The following is a 14,989-nucleotide window of genomic DNA, read 5'->3' as shown; positions in this document are numbered from 1 at the left end:
GTCAGCCGGGTGCGGGCCGCGTGCGTACGCAGTCGTCAGTGCCCGGAGGCGTACGGCAGGAAGGCCGCCCAGGTGGTGGGGGCGAGGGTGAGGCGGGGGCCGGTGGCATTCTTGGAGTCGCGGACGAGGATGTGGTCGGGGGTGGTCGCCACCTCGACGCAGGACGGGCCGTCCGCTGTGCTGTAGCTGCTCTTTATCCACTCCAGCTCGGGACCAGCTCCGTCGGATGACCTGAGGCTCATGTCTCTCCCCGCAGTTTCTCGATGAGGTCGAGCGACTCTCGTGGTGTGAGAGCTTGCGCCCGGATGATCCCATAGCGCATGTCGAGAGCCGTGGTTTCTTTGGGGACCGAGAAGACACGGCTCGTGAGCGGTGCTTCGCTGAGTCCCACGGCTCCTCCGTCCCTGAGTTTGAGCAGTCGGAACGAGCCGTCGAGTCCTGAGTTCTCCTCTCGGGTGAGAGGCAGGACTTGCAGGTCGACGTTTCGGAGCCGAGCTACTTCCGACAACCGTTCGAGTTGCTCGCGCATCACCATCCTGCCTCCGATCAGTCGGCGCAGAGTCGCCTCGCACAGTACAAAGCTGAAGAGTGGCCTGGCTGTTGTGTTACCCACGATCGTCTGGCGAGCCATTCGAGCGGCTACCTGCTGTTCCAGTTGGCCTTCGGTGTAAGGCGGCCTGCGGGAAGCGAACACCGCCCGCGCGTACTCCTCCGTCTGCAACAGTCCGTCGACGACCGAGTTGTTGTAGGAGCAGATCTCGACCGCTTCCGCCTCCAGGCGCTTCACGTCCCGGACCTTCTTCGGGTACCTGGCCTCCGCCAGTTCCTCCTTCAGCGCCGCGACCTTGCCCCCTGCGCCCAGGGCCTCGTCCGCCGCGTCCAGGTACTCGGGGCGCGGGATGCGCCGCCCCCGCTCCACCGAGGAGACCAGTTCCTCGCCGTAGCCGATGGCGCGGCCGAACCCGGCCTGGGTGAGGCCGGCCGCCTCGCGCCACAGCTTCAGCTGGCGGGCGACCGCGCGCATCACAGCGCCCGCCTCCTCGTCGTCCAGACACGAGTCCCCGTCGATCACGTCTGCCCCTCCCTCCGCTTCGGCCTTCTCCGTACAACCCGGGTTGCCGGGCCCGGTCACGCCGGACGGCCCGGACAAGGCCGGGCCAGGCGCGGACAACGGGGAGCCGCACGGGCGGCCGTCCTTCACCGGGCGGGACGGGCGCGGACACGCTGGAGGACGTGACTCGTGAAAGCGCTGCCGTCGGCCCGCTGTGCGCCGACCCCTTGCACCGGTTCTCCGTACCGCTCTCCGCCACCCGGCGCGGTGCCCGGCTCGCCCGGCTGCTCGCGGCCGAGCGGTTGCGGGAGTGGGGCGCCGAGTCGGATGCCGCCCTGCTGGTCGTCGCCGAGCTCGCCGCCAACGCGGTGCTGCACGGCCGGGTGCCGGGGCGGAGCTTCCGCCTCACCCTGGCCCTCACCGGCTCGGGCACGCTGTGCGTCGAGGTCACCGACACGCGGGGCGACCGGACGCCGGTACGGGGGCGGCTCGCCGACGAGGTACTGGGGGAGTCCGGGTACGGGCTGGTGCTGGTCGAGGAGCTGGCGGACCGCTGGGGTGTGCGGCACGGCCCAGTGCCGTGCAAGACCGTGTGGGCCGAGCTGAACGTCCGGCCGGCTGAGTGAGCCGCTGCGCTGCGCGGCCCCGCTGATGGAGTACCGGCCACGGAAGCTACTGCCACCACCCGTGCCCGACGGCGCTCGCACGGCCTCAGGGACCGAACTCGTCAGTGGGACGTCAGCGGCACAGGGCGTCGAGGTCGTCGGCGAAGGTGGGGAACTCCGCGCGGGCCGCGGCGATGATGTCGCGGGCCGGGCGGCACGGGGTGGTCGCGTGCCGCTCGGCGACCTCGGTCAGCGCGGCGCGGGGCGCGCTCGGACGGGGCTCGGGGATCCCGTACAGCACGGACTCCAGCGGTCCGACGCCCTCGGCCAGCACCCACAGGAAGTCGGACAGGTTCCCCGCGACCACGCAGCTCTCGCCCTCCGAGCCCAGGAACACCACCGGCTGCTCGGTGAGGGGCCGCCCCGGCCGGGCGCACCAGACGGCCGCGAGACCGCCGGAGCCGTCCTGGCCGAAGACGCGGTAGGCGTCGCCGTCCAGGTCGTGGTTGCCCGTCCAGTGGCGGAACCAGTCAGTGGTCTCCTCGGCGGAGTCGAAGGCGTCGTACGGCTCGAAGTCGATGCCCTCGCCCCCGTCGTAGTCGAAGCCCACGCGGGCCATGTCGGCGAGGGCGGGCGGAAGGCGGCGGTCGTCACCGGGCGTCTGCGTCACCCGCGCAGGCTAACCACCCGCACCGACAATTGGCCCCACGCGGGCAGCGCCTCCGCCTGCGCACGGTCTGTGTCCCTCCGACGGCGGTGTGGTCGCGGCCGGGACACGGTGTCCGGCGGTGGCCCCGGCCGGTGGCGGCCCGCGCGGTGGCGCGGCCGACTCGGCGTCGGCAAAGGCACGGGTGGCGCGGGCGTAGCGTGGGCGTATGACTTCGTACGGATCCTTCCCCGGTGCGCGGCCGCGGCGGCTGCGGACGACTCCCGTGATGCGGCGGATGGTCGCGGAGACGCGGCTCCACCCGGCCGATCTGATCCTGCCCGCGTTCGTGCGGGAGGGCGTGAGCGAGCCGGTGCCGATCTCGGCGATGCCGGGGGTCGTGCAGCACACCCGGGACACGTTGCGGAAGGCCGCCGCGGAGGCGGTCGAGGCAGGGGTGTCCGGGATCATGCTCTTCGGTGTGCCGGAGGACGCGAAGAAGGACGCGCTCGGGACGGCGGGGACCGATCCGGACGGGATCCTCCAGGCCGCCATCCGCGACGTGCGGGCCGAGGTCGGGGACGATCTGGTGATCATGTCGGACCTGTGCCTGGACGAGTACACGGACCACGGGCACTGCGGTGTGCTGGACGCCGAGGGGCGGGTCGACAACGACGCGACGCTGGAGCGGTACGCCGAGATGGCGCAGGTCCAGGCGGACGCGGGCGTCCACGTGGTGGGGCCCAGCGGGATGATGGACGGACAGGTCGGGGTGGTCCGGGACGCCCTGGACACCATCGGCAAGGAGGACGTGGCGATCCTCGCCTACACGGCGAAGTACGCCTCCGCGTTCTACGGCCCGTTCCGCGAGGCGGTCGGCTCGTCGCTGAAGGGCGACCGGAAGACCTACCAGCAGGATGCGGCCAACCTGCGCGAGTCGATGCGGGAGCTGGCGCTGGACCTGGAGGAGGGCGCCGACATGGTGATGGTCAAGCCGGCCGGGCCCTACCTCGACGTGCTGGCGAAGGTCGCGGACGCGGTGGACGTGCCCGTCGCGGCGTACCAGATCAGCGGTGAGTACGCGATGATCGAGGCCGCCGCGGAGAAGGGCTGGATCGAGCGGGACAAGGCGATCCTGGAGTCCCTGACCGGCATCAGGCGGGCGGGCGCGCAGATGATCCTCACCTACTGGGCGACGGAGGTCGCCCAGCGGCTCGGCCGCCAGGGCTAGGGAGTTTCCGCACGGTATCGGTGTCCGCCCGGAGGGCGGGCCGGGCGAGACTTCGCGGACACGACCTACGGCGTCGCGCGGCCGGGCAGCTGCGCGAGGACCCGGCCGGCACCGTCGTAGAGGGTGACGCCCGGGTCGGCGGACGGCGTCGTGGCGTACCAGACGCCCCAGCCCGGTGAGCCGGGCAGTTCGAGGAGGGCGGCGGCGGTGTTCCCGATCTCGACGCGGGCGGGGGCCTTGGTGCCGTAGTAGATGCCCGAGTGGAACACGCCGCGGGCGCGGCCCTCGGCCTGGTGGGTGATGCCGGGCGAGGCCAGGTCCAGGTTGCCGTCGGTGACGCTGCGGAAGTTCTCCCCGCCGTCGGGCGCGGACCAGTGCTTGCCCTGCGCGGTCAGCCACAGGAGCACGTCGGGAGCGGCCCGGACGCGCTCGCCCGGTCGGACGATCCGGGGCCGGGCGGCTTCGGGCGGGGCCGGCGGCGGGCTCGCCGTAGGTGCGGCCGGCGCCGCGGCGGGCGGGTCCTGCACGGGGAGGACGAACCGGTGCGCGGTGACGGCCAGTGCGGCCACCAACAGGCCGCAGCAGGCCGCGAGCCCCGCCGTGCGGCGCCGGTGGCGGGCGCGCCCCGACCGTACGACCGCCGCGAGCGGGACGGGGCCGGGCGTGACGCCGTCGGCCGCGTCGGCGAACGCCTCGCGCAGCCGGGCTTCCTCGGTCGGGTTCATCGGTTCGCTCCGGGAGACGCGGGGGCGGGGGTGGCGGGTGCCGCGGGTGCCGGGGGCTCGTGCCCGGTGAGGGCGGTGTGGGCGCGCAGTGCCTCCAGGCCCCGCCTGGCGTGGGTCTTGACGGTGCCGACCGAGCAGTCGAGCACCTCGGCGATGTCCTGTTCGTTGAGGTCCTCCCAGTACCGCAGGACCATCACGGCCCGCTGGCGGGGGGACAGGTCCCGCAGCGCCTGCCACAGGACCGTGTGCTGCTCGACCGACTCGGCGTGCGAGCGGTGGGCCCTCTCGGGCAGGAACGGTGTCAGCAGGTGCACGACGCGTTTCTTGCGCAGACGGCTGAGGTTGTTGTTGATCAGGGCGCGGCGCACGTACAGGTCGACCTCGTCGCGCGGTATCCGCCGCCAGCGCGCGTAGACCTTCGCGAGCGTCGTCTGCACCAGGTCCTCCGCCTCGTGGAAGTCACCGGTGAGGAGCCGGGCCGTGCGCACCAGGCGGGGCCAGGCCGCCGTGGCGAAGTCGGCGAAGTCGGCGGTGCCGGCGGTGTCGGCGGTGTTGTCCTGCGGCACGGTGACGGTCCTCGCCCTCGGCGGTGGGGGTGGTGGCGGCAGGGCCCGCCCCGTGTCGGGCCCTGCCGTCGGCTCGGGAGGATCAGGAGGCGCGGCCGGGCAGCTGCGCGAGGACCCGTCCGGCGCTGTCGAGCAGCGTGACGGTGTGGGTCGCGGCGCCGGCCGGCGTGGTGACGTACCAGGCGCCCCAGCCGGGCTCGCCGGCCAGCTCGACGAGGGCGGCGTCGGTGGTCCTGCCGGTCTCGTCGGTGAGCGTGACGCGGGCCGCGTCCTCGGTGCCGTAATGGACGCCGGAGTGGAACACGCGCTTGGTGCCGCCCTCCGCCTGGTGGGTGACGCCCGGGGTGGTCAGGTCGAGGTTGCCGTCGGTGACGCTGCGGAAGTTCTCCCCGCCGCCGGGGGTGGACCAGTGCTTGCCCTCCTCGGTGAGCCACAGCCTCACCCCGTGCCCGGCGTGGACCCGCTCGCCGGGTGCCACGGTGCGGACCTGGGCCGACGGCCCCTTCGCCGCGGGCAGGGCGGGCGCGGCGGGTGCGGGGGCGGTGGGCGCGGGGGCGGCCGTGACGGTGCGGGCAGCGGGGGCCGCGGGTGCGGGGGCCGGCGCGGTGATGGCGGACGCCACGGTCGGCGACGCCGCCAGCGCGGCCACCACGCACAGGCCTGTGGCGTACGTCTTCATCCGGGTCATGGTTACGGGACTCCTCGGGTGTCGCGTGCGGTCGGACATGACGGAGCGGCGCCTCTCCATCCGTCTGAACTCCCTTTGTGCCGCGCCCGGATGACACCGGGGACGGATCAGTCCCACCAGAACGTCCAGTCCTGTCGGTCGAGCACCTCCTCGGCGGCGTAGGCGTGGAGCGACGCGTAGTCGTCCCGGACGCCGTCGGGGCAGAAGGCGAGGTGCTCGGCCGCCACGGCGAGGGCGTCGGCCATGGTGCGGGGCGGGGCGGCGACGGAGACGGTGAGGAGGTCGGGGCCGAGGCCCACGAGCCGTATGCCGAACCGGTCCTCCCAGGAGCGCAGGACGGCGGAGAGCCGGACGGCGTCGGCGTGGGCGGCCGCGCCGCCCCAGCCGAGGACGGCGAGGATGTCGGCGCTGCGGCGGGCCGGGACCAGGGCGCCGCGGGTGCCCTTCAACCAGTCCTCGTCGCCCGCCAGTTCGGCCGCCGTGCGGGCGGCGGCGTCCTCCGGGTCGGTGCCGCCCGGCATGGGCGGGGCGAGGCCCGGCCAGGGCTCGGGCGAGGCGTCGTCGTCCTCCTCCTGGGCCAGCTGCCACAGGTCGGCCAGCGTCGTGGCCGGGTCGTGGTCGTCGGGGTCGGCCACCTGGCTCGGGTGGAGGAACTGGGTCTCGGTGAGCAGCACCGGCTGCATCCCGGTGGCGTCCCGGGCGGGGAGGAGACGTGCCCAGGTGCCGGGCGTGGCGGGCTCGTCCGCGTACCAGAGCGACGGCTGGACGCGCAGGGTGCCGGGCGGCAGGTCCAGGCCCAGCGCGTTCGGGTTGATGACCATGGAACGACCTTAGGGGCCGCCACTGACAACGCTCAGGGCCGCGATTCGTACAGGACGGCGTGGTGGTGGCCGTCCGCCTCGCGGCCCGTGGGGTCCAGCCCGGCGAGGCGTGCGGCGGAGACGGCGGCGCGCCGCTCCTGCGGGCCGGTGAAGGCCCGCTGGGGGTACGTGCGTTCCGGCTCGGAGCGGGTGGTGAGGCCGAAGCCCGCGAGGCAGGAGGCGACGGGCGCGTACGGGACGGTGCGCAGGACGAACGCGCTGACCCAGACCGGGCGGCGGGCGCATTCGAGGAGCGCGGCGAAGGTGCGGCGGCTGAGGAACGTGCCGCCGCCGGTGCAGGTGATGAGGCCGGCGTCGGCCATCGCCGCGCCCAGTGCCGGGGAGGGCGCGTGCTCTTCGAGGTTGTCGGGGTGGACGGCGTCGAGGAGGCCGACCGCCTGGGCGTAGTCGAGGGCGTTGCGCGCGATGTCCAGGCCGATGACGGGCACGGCGTCGGGGCGGCGCCTGGAGGCGTAGAACGCCTTGTCCCGGTCGATGAGTTCGGCGGTCGTCAGCTCGCGCGCCTCGGGGCCGGTGTAGTGGGCGTAGAGGTCGGCGAGGGTCAGGTCGTGGTTGAGCAGGGCGGCGTTGATGCCGTACGAGCAGCACAGGTCGAGCACGGCGGAGCCGGAGTCCGCGAGCCGGCGCTCGGCGGCGGTGCGCCGGAAGACGGCCTGGGCGTGGTGGGGGATCTCGTACGACAGTGGCGCCAGGCGGGTGAAGTAGGCGCGCGGGTCGGGGCGGTCGTAGATGTCGTCGAAGCTGGTCATGCCCTGCATGCGGTCCTCCTGCCGGCCGGGTTCGCCGCAGGCATCCTGTCCCGTCCGGCGCCCCCGCCGGTGGGCGCAACGGGGGCGCATGGGGGCAGGCGGGTCACAGGTGGCTCATTCGTTGCGGAGCAGGTCCGTGAGGCGGGACAGGCCGTCCTCCGCGTGCCCCTCGGCCATGGCCCGGTCGAGGAGCTTCTGGAACGGCGCGAACAGTTCGCCGCTGATGCCCTGGTCGCGGTACGCCGCAAGGAAGTTGGGGAAGGCCGCCTGGTTGACGGCGATGCTGGAGACGTCGGTGAGGTGCTCGCCCGCGTCGATGGCCCTGGCCCACTCGGGGGCGCCGGCGAGCATGGCCCCGATCCAGGTGACGAGCGGCTCGGCGAAGTCGGCGGCCCGGATGTTCTCCGTACGGACGAGGGCGAAGGCCTGGAGGACGCCGATGACCATGCCGTACATGCCGGTGAGCAGGCCGAGGTCGTGGAGCGCCGCCAGGCCGGGGTCCGTGCCGGTCCAGGTGGTGCCGCCGAACGCGGCGAGGGTCGCCCGGTGCGCCCGGTACGCCTCCTCGTCGCCGCTGTAGAGGACGTAGGCGTGCGGGCCGGCGATCATCTGCGGTACGGCCATGATGCCGCCGTCGATGTAGCGGGCGCCGCGCTCGGCGGCCCGGGCGGCCAGTTCGCGGGCCTGGGTCGGGGTGCCGTTGGTGAGGTTGACCAGGGTCCGGCCCGAGACGCTGTCGCCGAGGGTGTCGAGGACCTCGTGGACGTTGGCGTTGTCGAGGAGGCACAGGACGACGAGGGGGCTCGCGGCGACCGCATCGGCGGGCGTGCCGGCCGACGTGGCGCCCTGGGCGACGAGCGGTCCGGTCCTGGCGGGGGTGCGGTTCCAGACCGTGACCGGGTGTCCGGCGCGGACGAGGGCGGTGGCGAGGGCGGTGCCCATCATGCCGAGGCCCAGCACGGAGACGGGAGCGGCGGACGGCGGGGCCGTGGCGGAGGGGGAGGACGGGGAGATCGCGGGCGAGGGGGAAGGGGAGGAAGGTGTGGACGGGGACATGGGTGTGCTCCTCGAAGGGCTGTCCGGTGGGATGTCCCGATCCTCGTCCGCCGCTGAACTTCCGACAAGTACCCACTATCTGGTCAGGTACTTACCTTCTGGTGCGTGAGGGGCGCCGCGCCGTCCTGGCGCGGCGCCGGCTCACGTGGCCCCGGACGTGCGGGGCGGGTCAGTACATCAGGGCGTCGTCCATGGAGCTCTGCCAGTGGGTGACGGTCGCCGACGTGTCGGTGTACGTCCCCGAGGGCAGCGCGATCACCGCCGGGTCGGCGTCCGTCGACCCTTCGCCGCTGCGCGGGGCGAAGTGCACCGCGAGCTTGCGGACCGTGCCGCCGTCGCTGCCGCTCCCGTCGGCCGCGGCCAGCGTGATGGACGCGTATGCCGCCGCGCCGGGGGAGAGGGTAACGACCGCCTGGGGCCTGCTGGAGTCGTTGACGGGGGTGGCGGCCTGGCCGTCGTCGAAGCGGAGCAGCGGCGCGTGGTAGGCGGCGCAGGGCTGCGAGCCGGTGTTGGTCAGGGTGAGGAGACCGTGGTTCAGGGGGCGGCTCACGGGGGTGTAGGTGACCTTGACGTCGGCTCCGCAGGGCTCGGTGACGGGTGCGCCCTCGGACGGGGCCTTCGTGGCCGCGCCGCCGGTGGTGGAGCCCTTCCCGGCGCCCGGACCGTCGGCCGACGGCCGGGCGGTCGTGCCGCCGCTCGTGCCGGTCGCGCCGGTCGCGCCGCCGGTCGCCGGGGTCCGGCTCGCCCCGCCCGCGGCGGACCCGCCCGGGGCCGGGGCGGTGGTCGCCGGTGCGGCGGAGGCGGGGGCGGAGGGGCCGGCCGCGCCGGAGGCGTCGTCGTTCTGGCAGGCGGTCAGCGACAGCGCGGCCAGGACGGCGGTGACGGCGGCGGCGGTGGTGCGGGTGCGGAAGGTGCGCATGGTGGTTCGTTCTCCCCGTGGGTGTGCGGTCAGTGACGGTTGATCAGCGCGACGACGACCGCCGTGCAGGCGATCAGTACGGCGACGGCGCAGGCGTCGACGAGGTGGAGGCGGCGGTGCGGCCGCATCGGGATCCCCCTCTCGGTGGTGCCGGACACACCGTGCCCGGCGGCGTGATCCACGGGCAATCGGCACGGGACAATGGGGAACGCTGGAACGCCGGAACGGCTTTGACCTGCAGGTTCGTTGAGTGCCTGGAACGCTGTTCCGGGATGGTGCGGTGGAGGGTTGGTTGGGGTGGGGACCGAGACGGAAGGCTTCGCGGAGGCGTTGCGCGGGCTGAAGGAGCGCTCCGGGCTGAGTTACGGCTCGCTCGCCAAGCGGGCGCACATGAGCACCTCGACACTGCACCGGTACTGCAACGGGGACGCCGTCCCGACGGAGTTCGCCCCGGTGGAGCGGCTCGCGCGGCTCTGCGGGGCGTCCCGCGACGAGATGGTGGCCCTGCACCGGCGGTGGATCGTCGCGGACGACGCCCGGCGTCGCGGGCGCGCCGCGGCGCAGGGGGCGGCCGTGGCACGGGAGGCGGCCGTGGCGCAGGAGGTGGCCGCGGTACAGGGGGCGGCCGTGGAGGCGCCGTCCGCCGAGCGGCGGGACGGCGCCGAGCTCCGAGCGGAGGAGCCCCCGGGGGATGCCGGGCGGGAGAGCGTGGACGAGCCTGTGGCGGCGGCTGCCGGCGCTTCGGAGGACGACGGGCGGCGCGGTCCGGGGGACGGGGGCGGTGCTCCGGGGGAGGAGGGGCGCGGCTCGGCGGGCTCGGGCGGTTCTCCAGGCGAGGAAGAAGGCTCGGGGGGTGCGGACCGCTCTCCGGGGGACGACGGGCGCGGCCCGGCGGGCGGGGACGGTTCTTCCGGTGATCCGGGTGACGACCCCGTGGCCGTGCTGGCGCCGGCGTCCTCTGCGACGTCCGGCCCGCCCCGCTCCCGGCGGCGGGGCAGGCTCGTGGCCGCCGCGGCGGCCGTCGTCGTGCTGACCGCCACCACCGCGCTCGCGGTGACCCTGAACTCCGGGCACCCGCAGGGCCCCGGCACCGCGGCGGGCCCCGCCGGGCGCGCCGCGGCCTCCGGTGCCGCCGGCCCGTCCGGCTCCCCGCGGCCGGGCCCGCGCCCGAGCACGCCGGCGCCGTCCTCGCCGTCCGCCTCCGTCCCGTCCGGCGCGCCCACCCCGACCGCCGCCGGCACCCCGCCGTCCGCCGCGCCGTCCGGGGCCCCGGCCCCCGGGGCGGCGGTACCGGACCGGCCGCGCGACCGGGGCGTACCGCTGGCCGTGGACGTACAGCCGTACGTCTGGCGCGACCCGTGCAGCCAGGTGTACGTGGTGGACCGGCCGCCCGCGCAGGTCCCGCCGCCGCCGTCGGAGCAGGACGCGCGGGGCTGGGTGACCGCCCTGGGCGGGGCGCCCGGCGGCGACATGATGATGGACCTGGCCGTGCAGAGCACCGGCGACGAGACGGTGGTGCTCCACGCCCTGCACGTACGGGTGGTGGGGAAGGACGCGCCGCTGCCGTGGAACGCGTACACGATGGGCGTCGGGTGCGGTGGCGAGATGACGCCACGGAGTTTCGACGTCAACCTGGACGTGGCGCGCCCGCGGGCCGTGTCCGTCGCGGGACGGCAGGGCGACCGGGAGATCCCCGCGGTCGACTTCCCGTACAAGGTGTCCGCGAACGATCCGCAGATGCTGCGGGTCACCGCGCACACGGCCGGGCACGCCGTGCGCTGGTACCTGGAGCTGGAGTGGAGCAGCGGGGACCGGCGCGGGACGCTGAGGGTCGACGACCACGGGCGGCCGTTCACCACGAGCGCCATCGGCGGCCGTCCGGCCTTCGACTACCCCCTCGGCGGCAGCGGGTGGATCCCGCACGTCCCGAACGAGGGCTGAGGCCCGGGCCGTTCCGGTCGCCGCAGCCCTGAGCGGGCCGTTCCGGTCGCCGCGCCCCTGAGGTGCGGCGACCGGTCACGGCTGGGTCAGAGGCGCTCGGGGGTGCGGATGCCGAGCAGCGCCATGCCCTGGTGGAGGGTGCGGGCCGTCAGCTCGCACAGGAACAGGCGGTTCTCGACCTGCTCGGGGGTGTCCGCCTTGAGGACCGGGCACTCCGAGTAGAACGTCGTGTAGTGGGACGCCAGCTGGTACAGGTACGCGGCCAGCTTGTGCGGCTCGTACGAGGACGCGACCTCGGTCAGGGTCTCCGCGAACCGGTCCAGGTGCAGGCCGAGGGCGCGCTCGGCCGGGGCCAGGGCGATGTCCGGGTGGGCGGCGGGCTCGGCGTCGCCGGCCTTGCGGATGATCGACTTGATCCGGGCGTACGCGTACTGGAGGTAGACGGACGTGTCGCCGTTGAGCGACACCATCTGGTCCAGGTCGAACTTGTAGTCCCGGGACGCGGAGGTGGAAAGGTCCGCGTATTTGATCGCGCCGATGCCGACCTGGGCGGCACGCTCGGCGATCTCGTCCTCGGTGAGGTCCTGGGCCTTCTCGCGGACCACGGCCGCCGCCCGGTCGATCGCCTCGTCCAGCAGGTCGACCAGCCGCACCGTCTCGCCCTCACGGGTCTTGAACGGCTTGCCGTCCTTGCCGAGGACCGTGCCGAAGGCGAGCTGCACGGCGTGCACCTGGTCGCCCAGCCAGCCCGCGCGGCGGGCGGTCTCGAAGACCATCTTGAAGTGGAGCGACTGGCGGGCGTCCACGACGTACACCAGGGTGTCCGCGCCCAGGTTCTGGACCCGGTCGCGGATCGCCGACAGGTCGGTGGCCGCGTAGCCGTAGCCGCCGTTGGACTTCTTGACGATCAGGGGGACCGGGTTGCCGTCCGGGCCCTTCACGTCGTCGAAGAACACGCACAGGGCGCCCTCGGAGCGGACGGCGACGCCGGACTCCTCCAGCAGGCGGCACGTCTCGTCGAGCATGTCGTTGTACCCGGACTCGCCGACCACGTCCGGGTCGGCGATCTCCATGTCCAGCTTGTTGAAGACCGAGTAGAAGTAGATCTTCGACTCGTCGACGAACCGCTGCCAGAGCGCGAGGGTCTCCTCGTCGCCCGACTGGAGCGCCACCACACGGTCCCGGGAGCGGGCCTTGAACTCCTCGTCGGAGTCGAACAGCGCACGGGCCGCCTTGTAGAGGCGGTTGAGGTTGCTCATCGCCTCCTCGCCGGAGACGTCCGCGTCCTTGTGGTCCAGCTCGTGCGGGTGCTCCATCAGGTACTGGATGAGCATGCCGAACTGGGTGCCCCAGTCGCCGATGTGGTGGCGGCGGATCACCTTCTCGCCCGCGAACTCCATGATCTTGACCATGGCGTCGCCGATCACGGCGGAGCGCAGGTGCCCGACGTGCATCTCCTTCGCCACGTTCGGCTGGGCGTAGTCGATGACGGTCGTGCCGGTCTTCTCCGCGTACGGCACGCCGAGGCGGTCGTCGGCGGCACGGGCGGCGAGGGTCTCGGTGATCGCCTTGTCGGCGACGGTGATGTTGAGGAAGCCGGGGCCCGACACCTCGATGTCCTTGCAGACGTCGTCGGCGCCGATCGCCTCGACGACCTTGGCCGCCAGCTCGCGCGGGTTGCCCTTGAGCTTCTTGGCCAGCGCCAGGATGCCGTTGGCCTGGAAGTCGGCCCGGTCGCTCCGTCGCAGCAGGGGGTCGGCGGAGCCGGCCTCCGGCAGGGCTGCCGTGAGGGCGTCCGCGAGGCGCTGCTGCACGGTCGAAGCGAGGGAAGGGACCGAGGCCATGAGCTTCCGTTCCTGTCGTGGTGGTGAATGCTTATTCCGGTTGTCAAGTGTCCCACGGGTCCGCAAGCTCTTTGTCGTGCCTTTGCCCGGGCTGTGGACAACCTCGGGGGACGTTGTTCCGTCTGGGAGAATGTCTTACGCCAGGCTTCGAGAATCCCAAGGAATCAAGGACGTGCCGATCGTGGCTCAGAGCAGCACCGAGACCGACTGGGTCTCCCGTTTCGCGGACGAGGTCATCGCCGAATCGGAGCGACGTGCGCCTGGGAAACCGGTCGTGGTCGCCTCCGGCCTGTCGCCCTCGGGCCCCATCCACCTGGGCAACCTCCGCGAGGTCATGACCCCGCACCTGGTCGCCGACGAGATCCGGCGCCGGGGCCACGAGGTCCGCCACCTGATCTCCTGGGACGACTACGACCGGTACCGCAAGGTGCCGGCCGGCATCGCGGGCGTGGACGAGTCGTGGGCCGAGCACATCGGCAAGCCGCTGACGTCCGTCCCGGCCCCGTCCGGCTCCCCGTTCCCGAACTGGGCGGAGCACTTCAAGGCCGGGATGATCGAGTCGCTGGCCGAGCTGGGCGTCGAGTACGACGGGATCAGCCAGACCGAGCAGTACACCTCCGGCGCCTACCGCGAGCAGATCCTGCACGCCATGCGGCACCGGGGCGCGATCGACGCGATCCTCGACCGGTACCGGACGAAGGACAAGGCGACCGGCAAGCCGAAGAAGCAGCAGCAGAAGCCGGTCGACGAGGCCGAGCTGGAGGCCGCGGAGGGGTCCGGCGCGGCGGGCGAGGACGACGGCTCCGGCGGCGCCGGGGGCTACTTCCCGTACAAGCCGTACTGCGGACAGTGCGGCAAGGACCTGACGACCGTCACCTCGTACGACGACGGGTCGACGGAGATGGCGTACACCTGCGCCTGCGGCTTCTCCGAGACGGTGAAGCTCAGCGAGTTCAATCGCGGCAAGCTGGTCTGGAAGGTCGACTGGCCGATGCGCTGGGCGTACGAGGGCGTGATCTTCGAGCCCAGCGGCGTCGACCACTCCTCGCCCGGGTCGTCCTTCGTCGTGGGCGGGCAGATCGTGCGCGAGGTGTTCGACGGCGTCCAGCCGATCGGTCCCATGTACGCGTTCGTCGGCATCTCGGGCATGGCGAAGATGTCCTCCTCCAAGGGCGGCGTGCCCACCCCGGCCGACGCGCTCCGGATCATGGAGGCCCCGCTGCTGCGCTGGCTGTACGCGCGCCGCAAGCCGAACCAGGCCTTCAAGATCGCCTTCGACCAGGAGATCCAGCGGCTCTACGACGAGTGGGACAAGCTGGAGGCGAAGGTCGCCGACGGCAGCGTGCTGCCCGCCGACGCCGCCGCCCACTCCCGCGCGGTCCGCACGGCCGCCGGCGAGCTGCCGCGCACGCCGCGCCCGCTGCCGTACCGGACGCTCGCCTCGGTCGTCGACATCACGGCGGGGCACGACGAGCAGACGCTGCGCATCCTGAGCGAGCTGGACCCGGCGAACCCGCTGTCCTCGCTCGACGAGGCCCGGCCGCGGCTGGACCGCGCCGAGAACTGGATCTCCACCCAGGTCCCGGCCGACCAGCGCACCATCGTCCGCTCCGAGCCCGACGGCGAGCTGCTCGGCTCGCTGGACGACGAGGGGCGCGAGTCCCTGCGCCTGCTGCTGGAGGGCCTGGACAGCCACTGGTCGCTGGACGGGCTGACCACGCTCGTCTACGGAGTGCCGAAGGTGATGGCGGGTCTCGACCCGGAGGCGAAGCCGACGCCGGAACTGAAGGTCGCCCAGCGCACCTTCTTCGCCCTGCTCTACCAGCTGCTGGTCGGCCGGGACACCGGCCCGCGACTGCCCACGCTGCTGCTGGCGGTGGGCGCCGACCGGGTGCGCAAGCTGCTCGGCGCGTGACGCGCGGCCCGCATCGCCACGCGGGGCGCCGCGCGTGAGGCGTGCGGTGCGACGGACGGAGGGCTCCCACCTGGAGGTGGGGGCCCTCCGGCCGTTCACTGCATCCTTCGGACGACCCGCGTCTCACCCCGGCGCAGGACGACTCCCGGCGCCGGCCGCGGGACCGTGGATC

Annotated in this window: 15 protein-coding genes; 4 read left to right on the top strand and 11 right to left on the bottom strand. The window is 73.4% G+C overall.

All coding sequences use genetic code 11. The annotated features are described in order from the left end of the window. Positions 1-35: 35 nt before the first annotated feature. On the bottom strand, positions 36-242 hold the full coding sequence (locus A4V12_RS16480) for a DUF397 domain-containing protein (RefSeq protein ID WP_064070089.1): 207 nt from the start codon (positions 240-242) through the stop codon (positions 36-38). Further along, a complete protein-coding gene (locus A4V12_RS16475) occupies positions 239-1,072 on the bottom strand; it encodes a helix-turn-helix domain-containing protein (protein WP_064070088.1) in 834 nt (277 codons plus the stop codon). The genes A4V12_RS16480 and A4V12_RS16475 overlap by 4 nt, the downstream gene beginning before the upstream one ends. Before the next feature lie 161 nt (positions 1,073-1,233). On the opposite strand from A4V12_RS16475, the gene A4V12_RS16470 reads away from it, so the two are divergent. After that, the gene (locus A4V12_RS16470; RefSeq protein ID WP_064070087.1) at positions 1,234-1,677 is read left to right on the top strand and encodes an ATP-binding protein; all 444 of its coding nucleotides are present in this window, start codon (positions 1,234-1,236) and stop codon (positions 1,675-1,677) included. Positions 1,678-1,789: 112 nt separating this feature from the next. On the opposite strand, the gene A4V12_RS16465 is transcribed toward A4V12_RS16470, so the two are convergent. Further along, entirely contained in the window at positions 1,790-2,326 is a 537-nt protein-coding gene (locus A4V12_RS16465; RefSeq protein ID WP_234372196.1) for an SMI1/KNR4 family protein, read from the bottom strand. A gap of 205 nt (positions 2,327-2,531) precedes the next feature. Between A4V12_RS16465 and hemB the strand changes: the two genes are divergently transcribed. After that, on the top strand, positions 2,532-3,533 hold the full coding sequence (gene hemB / locus A4V12_RS16460; RefSeq protein ID WP_064070086.1) for a porphobilinogen synthase: 1,002 nt from the start codon (positions 2,532-2,534) through the stop codon (positions 3,531-3,533). Between the two features lie 65 nt (positions 3,534-3,598). Here hemB and A4V12_RS16455 read toward each other — a convergent pair whose 3' ends face one another. The 7 genes from A4V12_RS16455 to A4V12_RS16420 all read right to left on the bottom strand — a co-directional run bounded on the left by A4V12_RS16455 (position 3,599) and on the right by A4V12_RS16420 (position 9,117). Beyond that, positions 3,599-4,258: a hypothetical protein gene (locus A4V12_RS16455; protein ID WP_064070085.1), complete on the bottom strand. Its 660-nt coding sequence runs from the start codon at positions 4,256-4,258 to the stop codon at positions 3,599-3,601. Beyond that, entirely contained in the window at positions 4,255-4,824 is a 570-nt protein-coding gene (locus A4V12_RS16450; protein WP_064070084.1) for a SigE family RNA polymerase sigma factor, read from the bottom strand. Before A4V12_RS16450 ends, A4V12_RS16455 begins: the two co-directional genes overlap by 4 nt. Before the next feature lie 82 nt (positions 4,825-4,906). Next, on the bottom strand, positions 4,907-5,512 hold the full coding sequence (locus A4V12_RS16445) for a hypothetical protein (RefSeq protein WP_064070083.1): 606 nt from the start codon (positions 5,510-5,512) through the stop codon (positions 4,907-4,909). 107 nt (positions 5,513-5,619) lie between these two features. Further along, positions 5,620-6,333 carry a DUF4253 domain-containing protein gene (locus A4V12_RS16440; RefSeq protein ID WP_064070082.1) on the bottom strand — a complete coding sequence of 238 codons (714 nt, stop codon included), beginning with the start codon at positions 6,331-6,333 and terminating at the stop codon, positions 5,620-5,622. A 32-nt stretch (positions 6,334-6,365) separates the two neighbouring features. After that, a complete protein-coding gene (locus tag A4V12_RS16435; RefSeq protein WP_064070081.1) occupies positions 6,366-7,151 on the bottom strand; it encodes a hypothetical protein in 786 nt (261 codons plus the stop codon). Between the two features lie 105 nt (positions 7,152-7,256). Continuing rightward, the gene (locus A4V12_RS16430; protein WP_079137075.1) at positions 7,257-8,198 is read right to left on the bottom strand and encodes an NAD(P)-dependent oxidoreductase; all 942 of its coding nucleotides are present in this window, start codon (positions 8,196-8,198) and stop codon (positions 7,257-7,259) included. 169 nt (positions 8,199-8,367) lie between these two features. Next, positions 8,368-9,117, bottom strand: coding sequence for a DUF4232 domain-containing protein (locus A4V12_RS16420; protein WP_064070078.1), 750 nt, complete (start codon positions 9,115-9,117; stop codon positions 8,368-8,370). Between the two features lie 297 nt (positions 9,118-9,414). Here A4V12_RS16420 and A4V12_RS16415 point away from each other — a divergent pair, with 297 nt between their 5' ends. Then, entirely contained in the window at positions 9,415-11,058 is a 1,644-nt protein-coding gene (locus tag A4V12_RS16415; protein ID WP_064070077.1) for a helix-turn-helix domain-containing protein, read from the top strand. An 86-nt stretch (positions 11,059-11,144) separates the two neighbouring features. Here the strand turns inward: A4V12_RS16415 and argS are convergent, their stop codons facing one another. Further along, on the bottom strand, positions 11,145-12,902 hold the full coding sequence (argS, locus tag A4V12_RS16410) for an arginine--tRNA ligase (protein WP_064070076.1): 1,758 nt from the start codon (positions 12,900-12,902) through the stop codon (positions 11,145-11,147). Between the two features lie 172 nt (positions 12,903-13,074). Here argS and lysS point away from each other — a divergent pair, with 172 nt between their 5' ends. Further along, a complete protein-coding gene (gene lysS / locus A4V12_RS16405; protein WP_064070075.1) occupies positions 13,075-14,817 on the top strand; it encodes a lysine--tRNA ligase in 1,743 nt (580 codons plus the stop codon). The last annotated feature ends 172 nt before the right edge of the window (positions 14,818-14,989 follow it).

The sequence above is a fragment of the Streptomyces noursei genome (genome assembly GCF_001646665.1).
Taxonomy (GTDB): Bacteria; Actinomycetota; Actinomycetes; order Streptomycetales; family Streptomycetaceae; genus Streptomyces; species Streptomyces lavendulocolor.
This window is presented reverse-complemented; position numbering and strand designations above follow the sequence as displayed.

Coding starts and splice junctions, on each gene's coding strand:
- A4V12_RS16480 (WP_064070089.1), bottom strand. CDS start 242: ATGAGCCTCAGGTCATCCGACGGAGCTGGTCCCGAGCTGGAGTGGATA.
- hemB (WP_064070086.1), top strand. CDS start 2,532: ATGACTTCGTACGGATCCTTCCCCGGTGCGCGGCCGCGGCGGCTGCGG.
- A4V12_RS16455 (WP_064070085.1), bottom strand. CDS start 4,258: ATGAACCCGACCGAGGAAGCCCGGCTGCGCGAGGCGTTCGCCGACGCG.
- A4V12_RS16445 (WP_064070083.1), bottom strand. CDS start 5,512: ATGACCCGGATGAAGACGTACGCCACAGGCCTGTGCGTGGTGGCCGCG.
- A4V12_RS16440 (WP_064070082.1), bottom strand. CDS start 6,333: ATGGTCATCAACCCGAACGCGCTGGGCCTGGACCTGCCGCCCGGCACC.
- A4V12_RS16435 (WP_064070081.1), bottom strand. CDS start 7,151: ATGCAGGGCATGACCAGCTTCGACGACATCTACGACCGCCCCGACCCG.
- A4V12_RS16430 (WP_079137075.1), bottom strand. CDS start 8,198: ATGTCCCCGTCCACACCTTCCTCCCCTTCCCCCTCGCCCGCGATCTCC.
- A4V12_RS16420 (WP_064070078.1), bottom strand. CDS start 9,117: ATGCGCACCTTCCGCACCCGCACCACCGCCGCCGCCGTCACCGCCGTC.
- argS (WP_064070076.1), bottom strand. CDS start 12,902: ATGGCCTCGGTCCCTTCCCTCGCTTCGACCGTGCAGCAGCGCCTCGCG.